Here is a 13,651-nt window from a genome sequence, read left to right as displayed (position 1 = left end):
CCTCCCTCAACCGGCTTTACGACTTCACCCGATAATCCTTAATCAAATCGTGCACCAGCTTGGCCTGGGAGGTAAGTTGGGCGGCGGTGGCAGCGCTGCGCTCGGCGTGGGTGCTGACGGCCTGGGTGGTGGTGTCGATCTGGTGCATGCCCTGGGTGATTTCCTCAATGCCGATCACCTGTTCCTGGGAGGCCAGGGAAATTTCTTCCACCAGCAGGGAAAGTTCTTCCGCACTGGCGACAATCTGCTTTAAGGATTCGGAGGTCTTGTTGGCCACATTGACCCCCACCGACGTTTTCACGCTGGAGGACTGAACCAGCTGGGTCACCTGCTTGGCGGCCTTAGCGCTGCGGGTAGCCAGGGAGCGGACCTCGTCGGCCACCACGGCGAAACCGGCGCCGGATTCCCCGGCCCGGGCGGCTTCGATGGCAGCGTTCAGGGCCAGCAGATTGGTCTGGTCGGTAATTTCGTTAATAGTCTGGATGATGGAGGCAATGTTGTCGCCGGAAGCCTTGATTTCCTGCATGGCGGAGAGCATTTCGCTCATGTCATGGGCACCGGTGACTGCCGACGTGCGGGAAGACTGGGAAATGTTCTTGGCCCGCACCGCGTTTTCCGCGTTGCTCTTGGTCTGGGAACTGATTTCCGCCATGGCCGTGCTGATTTCCTCGATGGAGGCGGCCGAACTGCACGCCCCTTCGGACAATTCCTGGCTCAGCACGGACATATCCTTAGCGTTTGTGTCGATGGCACCAGCCTCGCTTTGCAGATTGCCGATGAGGCGATTGAGGTTTTCCACCATCTTCTGCAAGGATTTGCCCAACTGATCGGAAGAGGATGTGAGCTTGACGCTGCAATCCAGGTTGCCCTCACTGATCTGTTCCGCCAGATTGACCTTTTCCTGCAAGCTGTCCGTCATGCTGTTGAGGGCCGAGGCCAGCTTGCCCACCTCATCATTGGAAGTCACGTTCAGCCGGGCGTCGAACACCCCGAATTCGATCTTCTGGGCCATATCGGCGGCGTCCCGGATCGGCCGGGCAAGGCGGCCCGCCATCCGCCACAGGAACAGGCTGGCCAGGAGAATGATGCCCGCGCCGATACCCACCTGGAGCACGGTGGTGAACACGGACCGGGCAGTCACGTCGTGGTTCAGCCCATTGACCTTGGCCAGTACCACGGCCTTGGGCACCTGAATCAGCACGGCCCAGGGCTTTTCGGTCCGGCCCAGGGGAATGGGGGAGAGGGCGTTCATGGTCTGGGAGGCCTCATCGATCCAGGTCTTGGCCTTGCCCGCCTTGATGTCTTCCAGCAGCCCAGCCGCATTCTGCTCCCCCACTTCCGGATTAAAGGGCTTGCCGATCAGGGCCGGATTGGCGCTATCCGCCACCACCAGGCCCCGTTCGCTGACAATCAGCAGCTTGCCCTTGCCGTCATAGAGGGATTTGTTGGTTTCCTCGCTGATTTTCTGCACAAAGTCCAGGTTGTAATCCGCCCCGGCCACCCCCATGAAGCGACCATTGATGACGATGGGCACGGACATGGTGGCGAGGAACACATTCTTGCCCTGGACGATATAGGGCAAGGGGCCCAGGACGCTTTCCTTGCCGGTGGTTTTCGGCCCGGCATACCAGCCCCCCTTGGGCACCCCGTTGGAATGAAGGGCGTTGGAGTCGTACTCCACCAGAGGCTGGACGGCGATGGTGCCGCTTTCGCTCCGAGTCCAGTAGGGCGTGAAGCGGCCGGTCTGGGGGTTATTCCCGTTGCCCGGGCTGGCGTGGGCGCCATCGGCCCCATCTACCGCGTTAGGCTCCCAGCAGGAATAGGTGCCGTTGAATTCCGGATTGCTGATCAACACATTGTGCAGAATGGCATTGAGCTGGGTGCGCCCCATGGGCAAGCCGCCCTTGGACAGGGCAAAGGTATGGGCCATGGTACGAGCCGCATCCAGGGCCAAGGCGAATCGCCCCTGAATGGCCCCCGCCTGGGCTGACGCCAGATTGCTCAGTTTGGCCTCGGTTTCGTCCCGGATCAGCTCATTCATCCGGTCGCTGACCATGCTCTGGGTCATCATGGACGAGCCCACATTGATGGTCAGCAGCACCACCGAGCTGATCACCAGCGCACTCCCGGCCGCCAAAGCAATGCGGCCCTGCACCGACTGCAGCCCCACCTTTTGAATTTTTTCTGTTATCCCGCCCATAAAACCTCCTTGTCCCCGAATAAAGAGGCCACTGGAACGGGAATGCCGGGAGGGGTCTCCCCCCGGCAACGGAAAAAATCCGACTCCCGACCCAGCCAGCCCAAAACGTTTTCTAGATTGCGAGTCAGCTTGTCCTCTGTGGCGCGGCAAGCTGACTTGGAATCCGAAAAAACCGGGCGCTGTCCCCTGATAGGGCCCTCCCGTTCATTGCGGGCGGGTGAGATTTTATAAGGTCCGGCCCCTGTATTCCGGGAGGCTGCTCCCCCCACAAGGGCCCCGGGCCTTCCCCCCAACCCCACGTCCTCTAGGCCCAGGGGTTAGGCAGAAGCCAAGGCTTTTTCGGGGAAAGGGAGAATCGGCTTAAGCCCTTCTCCTCTCATGGTTTTCCCCGGTCCGGCATCGGCAGGCGGAAGCTTATCAGTATTCGGAAATACCGAGGATACGAAATATACAAAGCCCTTCGCCCCCAGGAAACAAGGGGGAAAAGCAGCCCAATTTCCTGGCGACGCCGACTGTCTTTGCTGTTTTTTCCCACCGGGAAACCCCTTAGTGGGACCCGCTCTGGACATGTGATCTCAAGAGCAGGGCCGCCCCCTATTTAAGCGCTGGGGGGAAAGCCCCAACATCTTGCTTTACACAGCCACTCCTCTACCCTAGGGCAATAGGGTTCCCCAAAGCCACGGCTCTTTGCAAGAAAAAGAAAACCAGGCTCCCCCGGTTGAAAATCCCGGGGAAAAAGCCCAATATCCCGGCCCCGTTTTCTTCCTCTTTCCCGGCCCGGCCGGGGAGGCTTTGCCATGACTTTCAAAGACAGCCCTTTTGATTTCCAGCTTCTCGATCCCGCCACCCTGGACCCGGACCCCGGCCACATTCGCGGCCAGGTGCCGGAGGAGGCCCTGAAGGGGCTGACCAACGCCATTCGCCGCCTGGGCCTGATTCATCCCATCCTGGTCCGGCCCGGGGCAGATGGACGTTATCGGGTACTGGCAGGGGAGCGGCGCCGCCAAGCGGCCCTGGCCGCCGGGGAAAGCCGGGTGCCGGTGCTGGTGCGGCAATGCACGGAGGAGGAAGCCCTGGATGTCCAGGTCTTCGAAAATCTGGGGATCGGGGTGCGGGCCGCCCTGGAGGCCCGGGATATGGCCACCGCCCTGCACACCATCGCCGCCCGCTTCCCCAATACGGAAGAGGCGGCCCAGTATTTCGGCCGCACCGGCACCTGGCTAGCCCAGGCCACGGCGGCGGCAAATCTGTCGGAAAAGGTCACGGCCCTCCTGGACGCAGGCAAAATTTCCAGCACCGGCGCCGCCGTCAAGCTGGAAAAGCTGGCCCGGAAAAACGAAGCCAAGGCCGAATCCCTCATCGAACACCTGTCCGATGGGGAAAAGCTGTCCAAGAAGGTGGTGGAAGAAGAACTCTCCGCCGCTTCCGGCCGCAACCGCAAGGCGGAAGCCCCGGCACCGGAGGCCGCCCCGGCCCCAGCCCAGGAAGCTGCGTCAGCGGCGCCCCAGCCCACCGCCGTGCCTGCTGGCGTGGCCCCCTGGGAAGACCTGCCCGGGGAAGGCGAGACCTCCCCGGACCCGACAGCCGCTCCCCACGCCCGGCTCAATCCGGGCAAGATCAAGCTGGTGGCCGAGCTTCTGGGCCTGGAAGAGGAAGACCCGGAAACGGTGCTGGCCCGGCTGGTGGACGAATTCCTGGCCACCAAGCAGGGCTAAGTAAGGGGCATTTCAAGCGGTAGCTGGGAAGAAACGGCGGGGCCCTGACGACTCAGGGGCCCGTCCTGCCCAAAGGGGAATTTCCCGGTAGATTGTTCATGGGTGAGCCTCAGAACCTGGAACTGGGGCGGCGCCCCGGGATTACGGGCGGAAGCCCGGCCCTTGAGGAGGGGCCCGCTGCCGCCTGCCGCCTGCCGCCTGCCGCCTGCCGCCTGCCGCCTGGCTCTGGCTCTGGCTCTGGCTCTGGCTCTGGCTCTGGCTTCTGGCTTCTGGCTTCTGGCTTCTGGCTTCTGGCGATCAGCAGTTTGCCCGCCAACCCCCGGCCACCCCCGCCTCAGTCGGCCCCGGCCCAGCGCTGGGCTGCTGCCTCGTCGTCCGCCTTGGCTTCCACCCAGCGGGCCCCGTCCCGGGTTTGTTCCCGCTTCCAGAAAGGGGCCTGGGTTTTCAGGTAATCCATAATGAATTCGCAGGCCTGGAAGGCGTCGCCCCGATGCACGGCGGCCACGGCCACCAGCACGATCTGATCCTTGGGCGCCAGACGGCCGACCCGATGCACTACCCGCACACCGCGCAGGTCCCAGCGGGCCCGGGCCTGGACCTCGATGTCAGCCAGGGCCTTTTCCGTCATGCCCGGGTAGTGTTCCAGGAACATTTCTCCGATGTCCGTTTGGCCCTGGTTCATGTCCCGCACCAGGCCCACAAAGCTGGCCACGGCCCCGATACCCGGGTCGTCGCCACGGAGGTCAGTCACCTCTTGGCCCAGGTCGAAATCCTCCGTCTGCACGGATATGGTCATGGCCGCCTCAGCCTCCGGTCACGGGGGGGAAAAAGGCCACTTCATCCCCGTCTGCCACCGGGGTGGCGGCCCGGGCCATGGTCTGATTGACGGCAAAACGGAGATTGGGGGTGGTTTCCAGCCGCTCCCACTCTCCGCCCCTGGCGGCCAGCCAGCGGCGCAGGGCGCCCAGGTCGGCCACACCCTCCGGCAGGACCAGACTTTCCCGATCCACCCCCAGGTTTTCCCGCAGGCCGGCGAAATAAAGCACGGTCACCATGGCGCCTCCTCAGTTCAGCAATTCGGAAAACGGCAGGAAGCGCACCCAGTCCCCCTGCTGCACCAGGGTCTGGGGCGGTATATCCAGCAGGCCATCCCCATGGACATTGGAGGCCATGACCCCGGAGCCCTGATGGGGATAAATGGATACGGCCCCATCTTCGTTCAGGGTGGCCCGCAGGAATTCCCGGCGCCGGTCCCCCTTCAGCCAGGCATCGGCGGCCAGAAGCCGATAGGCCACCGGGGTCACCCGGGCCGCCCCCTGGCGGCGCAGCAGGAAGGGCCGCACCAGGACCAGGAAGGTGACAAAGGCGGACACCGGATTGCCCGGCAGGCCAATGAAATCCACCGCCCCGCCGTCTTCCCTGCGTACCTGCCCGAAGGCCAGGGGCTTGCCCGGCTTAATGCCGATTTGCCACAAATCCAGGCGACCTTCCGCCCGCACCGCCGCCTTCACATGGTCTTCTTCCCCCACGGAAACGCCGCCGCTGGTCAGAATCACGTCGCTCTCCGCCGCGCCCCGGCGCAGGGCCGCCCGGGTGGCCTCCAGATCGTCCGGCACCTGGCCCAGATCCCGCACCTCACAGCCCAGGCGTTGCAGCAGGGCCACCAGGGCAAAGCGGTTGGTGTTGTAGATGGTGCCCGGGACCAGGGGCTCCCCGGGCATACGCAGCTCGTCCCCGGTAAAGAAGACGGCGACCCGCAGGGGGCGGAAAACGGGAATCTGGGCCAGGCCCACGGAGGCGGCAAAGGCCACATCCTGGGGCCGCAAACGGCTACCGGCGGCCAGCAGGGGGCCGCCCCGGGCCACGTCTTCCCCGGCCCGGCGAATGTTTTCCCCCAGCTTGGGCAGGTGGTTAATCACCACCCCTTCCCCCTCGTGGCTGCACAGCTCCTGCATCACCACCCCATCCGCCCCGGGGGGCACGGGGGCGCCGGTAAAAATCCGGGCGGCGCTGCCCGGCGCCAGGGGAGTTCCCACGCTGCCCGCCGGAATACGCTGGCTGACGGGCAGGCGGGTGCCGGCAACGGTCACCTCCCCCACCCGCAGGGCGTAACCATCCACCGCCGAGTTATCCAGGGGCGGCACATCCAGGGGGGAAACCAAATCTTGGGCCAGCACCCGGCCATGGGCGGCAGCGGTATCCACGGTTTCCACCTGGGTCAGGGGCTGGGCGGCGGCCAGCAGTTGGGCCAGGGCGTCTTCAAATTTGAGCATGGGGGTTCCTCGAGCCGTGGCGGTCCAGGTAGTCCAGGACAAAGGCCGCTACGGCCGCCGGTTGGTTCAAATCCAGCCAGGGTAGGCCCTGATCGGCCAGCCCGGGTGGGGGAATATCACTGGCCACAGCCAGAATTCCCGGGTGGTCAGGATACAGGGGCGGCTTGCCATTGGCTGCCCGATAGACCTCTATTTTGGGTATGGGTTCTTGCTTATACCCTTCCACCAGGACCAGATCGCAGGGCTCCAGCCGGGCCAGGTGCTCCGCCAGGGTGGGCTCGGGGGCCGCTCCCAATTCCCGCAGCAGGGCCCAGCGCCGGTCGCTGGTCACCAGCACCTGGGCGCAGCCCGCCGCCCGGTGACGGTAGGAATCCTTGCCCGGCTGATCCATGTCGAAGCCGTGGTGGGCGTGCTTGATCAGGGCCAGGGACAGCCCCTGGGCCACCAGCAGGGGCACCACCTGCTCCACCAGGGTGGTCTTGCCCGAGCCGCTGCTGCCCGTAAAGCCGAACACGGGAGGCGGGGAAGACGGGCGGGGAAGGGGCATGGGGGAATCTCCGGGCATCAAGGGGAAAGGGGCCTGGCGGCCTGCCACTTTCCCCGGAAGAAAAAAAAGCGTCAAGGCGAGGGGCGCCCTGACGCTGGGAAAAAGCCGCCCCGCCTTGTGGGGGGCACGGGACGGCACGGGTTAAACCGGCGTCGGGGGTTTAGCGCCGGGGCCGCACCAGCTGCCAGCGGCGCCCCAGGTAAGTGACCGAACCGAAGCCGCTCCAGACGTGGACCAGACGGGAGAAGGGAAAGATGATGAAGAGGCTCATGCCCATGAACAGGTGCAGCTTGAAGATGGGGGAAGCTTCTTCGATGCACAGGGGGGCGTCGCCCCGGAAGGTCACGATGTGCTGGGCCCAGGTCATGAGCTGAACCATTTCGTGGCCGTCCAGATGCTGGGCGGAAACGGCGATGGTGGACAAGCCCAGGAGCACGGTCACCAGAATCCACAGCAAGACCAGCTTGTCCCGCCAGGTGGTGTTGGCCGCCAGCCGGTCATTGGAGAAGCGGCGGTGCAGCAGAATCAGCACCCCGGCCAGGCAGAAGCTGCCCATCACGCCCCCGGCGGTCATGGCCACCACCTGTTTCAGGCTGTGGCTCACCCCCAGGGCGTCCCACACCGCCACCGGGGTCAGCAGGCCGACAAAGTGGCCGCCGAAGAGGCCCAGAATGCCCACGTGAAACAGGATGCTGCCCAGACGTAGATTGCCCCGGTACAGCACCTGGGTGGATTCGCTTTTCCAGTTGTACTGTTCCCGCTCGAAACGCACCAGGCTGCCGAGCAGGAAAATAGCCAGGGCGATGTACGGGTAAATCCCGAAGACGAAGTGATGTAGATAGTCCATGTTGTCTCTCCTGTCCCGCCGCCGTCCCCCGGGGGAACGGGGCGGATCGGGTTAAGGTTGGGGGGCGTGGGGGTAGAAATTCACCGGCGCCAGGGCCGGACGGCCGGGGCGCAGCAGGGGTTCCACTCCATCCGGCCCGGGGCCGAAGGTTTCCATGGCTTCGTCCATGTCCCGCACCGGCGGCGTCACCAGGGGTTCCGGCGCCACCGGGGACTGGGCCACCAGCACCTGGAACACCCCGGCGTAGGGGGACTGGCTCTGGACCAGCTTTTCCCCCACATGGTTGAGCACATGGACCGCGTCCCCCAGCAGGCGCGCCCCTTCCTCCGGTTCGCAGAGGGAAAGGAACTCCAGGAACAGGGGCAGGTAGTCCGGCAGCTCGTCGCACACCGGCTCAAAGCCGTGTTGGCGGTATTCCTCCAGCAAATCCACCATGGCCTGGCCCCGGTCCCGGTCCTCGCCGTGGATATGCTCGAAGAGGTGCAGGGAATGGGCCGGGTTGCGGTCGAACAGCTGGACGTAGGCTTCCTGAAGGAGGATCAAATCCTCCGTCTCCAGCCAGTCCAGCAGGGGGGCGACCCGGGCCAGAAGGTCCGGGCTGGCGGCCAGGGCGGCGCGCAGCTCGGGCACGGCTCCAGGCAGATCCCCTTCCGGGTAGCAGAGCAGGGCGGAACAGGTCTTGAACAGGGGGGCGAGAGGGGACATGGCGGGCTCCTTAGGCATCCGGGTTGCCCTCCGCATTGGCCTTCCGATCCCGACGCATGTCGTGGAAGACAATGGGAGTGGCTTTTTTCTTGCCGAACAGGCTGGGTTCGGAAACCCCGCCGGAGCAGCCGTTACCGAAGCTGAAACCGCAGGAGGCCTTGTCCTCGAAGGCGTTTTCCACCATTTCCTTGTGGCTGGAAGGGATGACGAAACGGTCTTCGTAATTGGCGATGGCCATGACCTGATACATTTCTTCCACCTGGGCCGGGGTCAGATGGGTACCTTTCAACAAGCTGGCATCGCTCACCTTCTCCACGCTCTTGCCCCGCATGTAGCGACGCATGGCCACCATGGTTTCCAGGGCCTTGACCACCGGTTCTTCCTTACCCGCCGTGAGCAGATTGGCCAGGTACTGGATGGGAATGCGCAGGTCCTTCACGTCCGGGATGATGCCGTTTTCCCCGATCAGGCCGCTTTCCATGGCGGACTGGATGGGAGACAGGGGCGGGATGTACCAGACCATGGGCAGGGTGCGGAATTCCGGATGGAGGGGGAAGGCCACCTTCCATTCCATGGCCATCTTGTACACCGGGGAGCGCTGGGCAGCCTGGAGCCAGGATTCCGGAATCCCCTGTTCCCGGGCCGCCTGTTGCACCGCCGGATCATTGGGATTGAGGAAGGTGTCCAGCTGGGCCTGGTAGAGATCCTGGGGATCTTCCACGCTGGCGGAGGCTTCGATCTTGTCCGCGTCGTAGAGCAGCACGCCCAGATAGCGGATACGGCCAACGCAGGTTTCCGAGCACACCGTGGGCTGACCGGATTCGATACGGGGGTAGCAGAAGATGCACTTTTCCGCCTTGCCCGTGGTCCAGTTGAAGTAAATCTTCTTGTAGGGGCAGCCGGAAATGCACATGCGCCAGCCCCGGCACTTGTCCTGGTCGATGAGCACAATGCCGTCGTCTTCCCGCTTGTAGATGGAGCCGGAGGGGCAGCTGGCGACGCAGGTGGGGTTGAGGCAGTGTTCGCAGAGCCGGGGCAGATACATCATGAAGGTGTTTTCGAAGGCGGAGTACATCTCCTTCTGAATGCCTTCAAACAACTGGTCCTTGGCCCGTTTGGCGAATTCGCCCCCCAGGTCGTCTTCCCAGTTGGGGCCCCCTTCGATTTTGTCCATCTTCTTGCCCGTGAGCACGGACACGGGACGGGCCACCGGAGGCGTCTGCATTTCCGGCGCGTTTTGCAGGTGCTCGTAATCGTAGGTGAAGGGCTCGTAATACTCGTCAATGCCCGGCAGATTGGGGTTGGCGAAAATATTGGCGAGAATCTTCAGGCGGCTGCCCTGACGGGGTTCCAGCTTGCCGTCCGGCTTGCGCACCCAGCCACCCTGCCACTTTTCCTGGTTTTCCCATTCCTTGGGAAAACCCACCCCGGGCTTGGTTTCCACATTGTTGAACCAGGCGTATTCCACGCCATCCCGGCTCGTCCAGACGTTTTTGCAGGTTACCGAGCAGGTGTGGCAGCCGATGCATTTGTCCAGGTTGAGCACCATACCGATTTGGGCTCGAATCTTCATCTTTGTCTCCTTGGGCGAAGGGTTTGGGGGGGCGGGGGATCAGGCCCCCGCCGGCACCCCTCACTCGGATAGGGCTAGGGGTTGGTCCAGCCAGTCCACTTTCTGCATCTTGCGCACGATGACGAACTCATCCCGGTTCGCGCCTACCGTGCCGTAGTAGTTGAAGCCGTAGGCCAGCTGGGCATAGCCGCCGATCATGTGGGTGGGCTTGGTCACGGTACGGGTCACCGAGTTGTGGATGCCGCCCCGCTTACCGCTGGTCTCCGCCCCCGGCACATTGATGATTTTTTCCTGGGCGTGGTACATCAGGGTCATGCCTTCCGGCACCCGCTGGGAAACCACAGCCCGGGCGGTCAGGGTGCCATTGACGTTGAACACCTCGATCCAGTCGTTATCCACGATCCCCACCTTGCGGGCATCCACTTCCGAGATCCAGACGTGGGGGCCGCCCCGGGACAGGGTGAGCATGCGCAGGTTGTCCGAGTAGGTGCTGTGGATGCCCCACTTTTGGTGGGGGGTGATGAAGTTGAGCACCACTTCCCCGTTGCCGTTGGATTTCCGGCCCAGGAGCGCCGCCGTGGTCTTCAGATCCACCGCCGGCTTATAGACACACAAGCCTTCGCCGAACGCCCGCATCCACTGGTGATCCTGGTAGAACTGCTGACGGCCGGTGAGGGTGCGCCAGGGAATCAGTTCATGGACGTTGGTATAACCGGCGTTGTAGCTCACTTCCTCGCTTTCCAGCCCGGACCAGGTGGGAGAGGAAATAATCTTGCGAGGCTGGGCCTGGATGTCCCGGAAGCGGATGCTGTCGTGTTCCCGGGGCAGGGCCAGATGGGTGTGTTCCCGGCCGGTGATCTTGGAGAGGGCCTCCCAGGCCTTCACCGCCACATGGCCGTTGGTTTCCGGAGCCAGGGTGAGGATCATCTCGGCGGCGTCGATGGCCGTGTCCAGCCGGGGCTGGCCCTTGGCCACCCCGTCCGCCACGGTCTTGTTCAGGCCCCGGAGCACTTCCACCTCATGGCCGGTCTTCCAACCGATGCCCTTGCCCCCGTTGCCCAGTTTTTCCAGCAGGGGGCCGACGGAAGTGAATTTGTCGTAGATGGCGCCGTAATCCCGCTCCACCACGGTCATCTTGGGCATGGTCTTGCCCGGCACCGGTTCGCACTCGCCCTTTTTCCAATCCTTGGGATTGAAAGGCTGGCCCAGTTCTTCCGGGGTGTCGTGCATCAGGGGGGTAAGCACCAGGTCCTTGCGGCCCCCCAGGTAGTCCTTGCCCAGCTCGGAAATTTTCTTGGCGAAGCCCTTGTAAATCTCCCAGTCGCTCTTGGCCTGCCACAGGGGCTGGACCGCTTCCGACAGGGGATGGATGAAGGGGTGCATGTCCGAGGTGTTGAGGTCGTCCTTTTCGTACCAGGTAGCGGTGGGCAGCACGATATCCCCGTAGAGGCAGGTGGTGGACATGCGGAAGTCCAGCACCACCAGGAGATCCAGCTTGCCTTCCGCCGCCGGGCGAACGGTGATTTCCTTGGGCTTGATGCAGTTTTCCTCGCTGCCCATCACCGCGTTCTGGGTGCCCAGCAGGTATTTGAGGAAGTATTCGTGGCCCTTGCCCGAGCTGCCCAGAATGTTGGAGCGCCACACAAACATGTTGCGGGGGAAATTCTTGGGGTTGTCCGGGTCGTTACAGGCCATGTCCAGGGTGCCGGACTTGAGGCCTTCCACCGCATAGGCCACCGGGTCCTGGCCGGCCTTTTCTGCCGCCGCCACCACTTCCAGAGGATTGGCGGACAGTTGGGGGGCGGAGGGCAGCCAGCCCATGCGCTCCGCCTTGGCGTTGTAGTCGATCAGGGCCATGTTGGCCATGGACTGGTCGGCGGTGGGGCAAAGGATTTCATCCACCCCCAGCTTTTCATGGCGCCACTGGCTGGTGTGGGCGTAGAAGAAGCTGGTGCCGTTCATCTGCCGGGACGGCCGCACCCAGTCGGCAGCAAAGGCCAGGGGGGCCCAGCCGGTCTGGGGCCGCAGCTTTTCCTGACCCACATAGTGGGCCCAGCCACCGCCGGACTGACCGATACAGCCGCACAGCATGAGCATGTTGATAATGCCCCGGTAAGTCATGTCCATGTGGTACCAGTGGTTAAGACCGGCTCCCACAATGACCATGCTCTTGCCGTGGGTCTGATCCGCGTTGGTGGCAAATTCCCGGGCCACCTGGATCACCATTTCCGGCTTCACCCCGGTGTGCTTCTGTTGCCAGGCCGGGGTGTAGGGCACATCGTCGAAATAGCTGGCGGCCACATGGTCGCCCCCCAGGCCCCGGTCAATGCCGTAATTAGCGGCCATCAGGTCGAACACGGTGGCCACATAGGTCTGGCTGCCGTCCGCCAGGGTGAGGCGGCGCACGGGCACGTTGCGCACCAGCACTTCGTCGTGCTCCGCACCGAAATAGGGGAAGGCCACCCCCACCACCCCATCCTTCTTGTCCAGGAGGGAGAGGCGGGCGGTGACGGGAGCCTGGGTGGCCCCGTCCTTTTCTTCCAGATTCCAGCGTCCGGTCTGGCCTTCCGGCTGGCCCCAGCGGAAGCCCACGGAGCCATTGGGAACCACCAGCCGATCGCTATCCTGATCCAGCACCAGGGTCTTCCAATCCGGGTTGTTGCTTTCCCCCAGATTGGCGTCCAGGTGGCTGGCCCGCAGGAAGAAGTCGGGCACGAAATGTTCCCCGTCCTGGCGCAGGGTCACCAGCATGGGCATGTCCGTGTATTGACGGATGTAGTCGGTGAAATAGGTGGAGGGATTTTCCAGGTGGAATTCCTTGAAAATCACGTGGCCCATGGCCATGGCCAGGGCCGCATCCGTGCCCTGCTTGGGGGCCATCCAGATGTCGCTGAACTTGGCCATTTCACCGAAGTCGGCGGATACCGCCACGGTCTTGGTGCCCTTGTAGCGCACTTCCGTATAGAAGTGGGCGTCCGGGGTCCGGGTCATGGGGATGTTGGAGCCCCACACCATGAGATAGGTGGAGTTGTACCAGTCGGCGGATTCCGCCACGTCGGTCTGTTCCCCCCACACCTGGGGGCTGGCCGGGGGCAGATCGCAGTACCAGTCGTAGAAGGACAGGGGTACGCCACCGATCAGGCTCAGGTAACGGCTGCCGGAGGCATAGCTGACCATGGACATGGCCGGGATGGGGGAGAAACCCACCACCCGGTCCGGGCCAAAGTTCTTGATGGTGAAGGCGTTGGCCGCCGCAATGATTTCGTTGGACTCTTCCCAGGTGGAGCGGACGAAGCCCCCCAGGCCCCGCTTGCTCTTGTACTGGCGGGCGCTGTCCGGGTTCTGGCTGATGGATTGCCAGGCTTCGATGGGCCCCAGGGTCTTGCGGGCCTGGCGCCAGAGCCGGGCCAGACGGCCCCGGATCATGGGGTATTTCACCCGTTGAGCAGAATACACATACCAGCTGTAGGACGCCCCCCGGGGGCAGCCCCGGGGCTCATGGTTGGGCAGGTCCGGACGGGTCCGGGGATAGTCGGTCTGCTGGGTTTCCCAGGTAATCAGACCGTTCTTCACATAGACCTTCCAGCTGCAGGAGCCGGTGCAATTGACCCCGTGGGTGGAGCGGACGATTTTGTCCTGTTGCCAGCGTTGCCGGTAACCGTCCTCCCACTTGCGGTCCTCGTTTACCACGGCGCCGTGGCCGTTGGAGAAGGTGCTGCGCACCTTGCCCAGAAAATTTAGTCGATCCAGAAAGTGACTCATGTTGCCTCCGCGATAGGGCCTGAGAACGG

The 13,651-nt window shown here is 63.6% G+C and carries 10 protein-coding genes; 1 reads left to right on the top strand and 9 read right to left on the bottom strand.

The window, feature by feature from the left end; all coding sequences use genetic code 11:
• Positions 1 to 16: 16 nt before the first annotated feature.
• Entirely contained in the window at positions 17 to 2,200 is a 2,184-nt protein-coding gene (locus tag Azoinq_RS09930) for a methyl-accepting chemotaxis protein (RefSeq protein WP_216129513.1), read from the bottom strand.
• A gap of 797 nt (positions 2,201 to 2,997) precedes the next feature.
• Here Azoinq_RS09930 and Azoinq_RS09925 point away from each other — a divergent pair.
• The gene (locus Azoinq_RS09925) at positions 2,998 to 3,915 is read left to right on the top strand and encodes a ParB/RepB/Spo0J family partition protein (RefSeq protein WP_216129515.1); all 918 of its coding nucleotides are present in this window, start codon (positions 2,998 to 3,000) and stop codon (positions 3,913 to 3,915) included.
• Positions 3,916 to 4,249: 334 nt separating this feature from the next.
• Here Azoinq_RS09925 and moaE read toward each other — a convergent pair whose 3' ends face one another.
• The 8 genes from moaE to Azoinq_RS09885 all read right to left on the bottom strand — a co-directional run bounded on the left by moaE (position 4,250) and on the right by Azoinq_RS09885 (position 13,622).
• Positions 4,250 to 4,711: a molybdopterin synthase catalytic subunit MoaE gene (moaE, locus tag Azoinq_RS09920; RefSeq protein WP_216129517.1), complete on the bottom strand. Its 462-nt coding sequence runs from the start codon at positions 4,709 to 4,711 to the stop codon at positions 4,250 to 4,252.
• A 7-nt stretch (positions 4,712 to 4,718) separates the two neighbouring features.
• A complete protein-coding gene (moaD, locus tag Azoinq_RS09915; protein ID WP_216129519.1) occupies positions 4,719 to 4,970 on the bottom strand; it encodes a molybdopterin converting factor subunit 1 in 252 nt (83 codons plus the stop codon).
• Positions 4,971 to 4,979: 9 nt separating this feature from the next.
• Positions 4,980 to 6,188 carry a molybdopterin molybdotransferase MoeA gene (locus tag Azoinq_RS09910; RefSeq protein ID WP_216129520.1) on the bottom strand — a complete coding sequence of 403 codons (1,209 nt, stop codon included), beginning with the start codon at positions 6,186 to 6,188 and terminating at the stop codon, positions 4,980 to 4,982.
• Entirely contained in the window at positions 6,175 to 6,735 is a 561-nt protein-coding gene (gene mobB / locus Azoinq_RS09905) for a molybdopterin-guanine dinucleotide biosynthesis protein B (RefSeq protein WP_216129522.1), read from the bottom strand. Before mobB ends, Azoinq_RS09910 begins: the two co-directional genes overlap by 14 nt.
• 160 nt (positions 6,736 to 6,895) lie before the next feature.
• Positions 6,896 to 7,582 (bottom strand): respiratory nitrate reductase subunit gamma, encoded by a 687-nt coding sequence (gene narI, locus Azoinq_RS09900; protein WP_216129524.1) that lies wholly within the window; start codon positions 7,580 to 7,582, stop codon positions 6,896 to 6,898.
• A 51-nt stretch (positions 7,583 to 7,633) separates the two neighbouring features.
• Positions 7,634 to 8,287, bottom strand: a complete 654-nt coding sequence (gene narJ, locus Azoinq_RS09895; RefSeq protein ID WP_232368453.1) for a nitrate reductase molybdenum cofactor assembly chaperone — start codon at positions 8,285 to 8,287, stop codon at positions 7,634 to 7,636.
• A gap of 10 nt (positions 8,288 to 8,297) precedes the next feature.
• Positions 8,298 to 9,860, bottom strand: coding sequence for a nitrate reductase subunit beta (narH, locus tag Azoinq_RS09890; RefSeq protein WP_216129528.1), 1,563 nt, complete (start codon positions 9,858 to 9,860; stop codon positions 8,298 to 8,300).
• Between the two features lie 60 nt (positions 9,861 to 9,920).
• Positions 9,921 to 13,622 carry a nitrate reductase subunit alpha gene (locus tag Azoinq_RS09885; protein ID WP_216129530.1) on the bottom strand — a complete coding sequence of 1,234 codons (3,702 nt, stop codon included), beginning with the start codon at positions 13,620 to 13,622 and terminating at the stop codon, positions 9,921 to 9,923.
• Positions 13,623 to 13,651: the final 29 nt, after the last annotated feature.

This window comes from Azospira inquinata (genome assembly GCF_018905915.1).
In the GTDB taxonomy this organism is placed as follows: Bacteria; Pseudomonadota; Gammaproteobacteria; order Burkholderiales; family Rhodocyclaceae; genus Azospira; species Azospira inquinata.
Note: the sequence above shows the minus strand (reverse complement) of the source record. Positions and strands in the feature narration are given on the sequence as shown.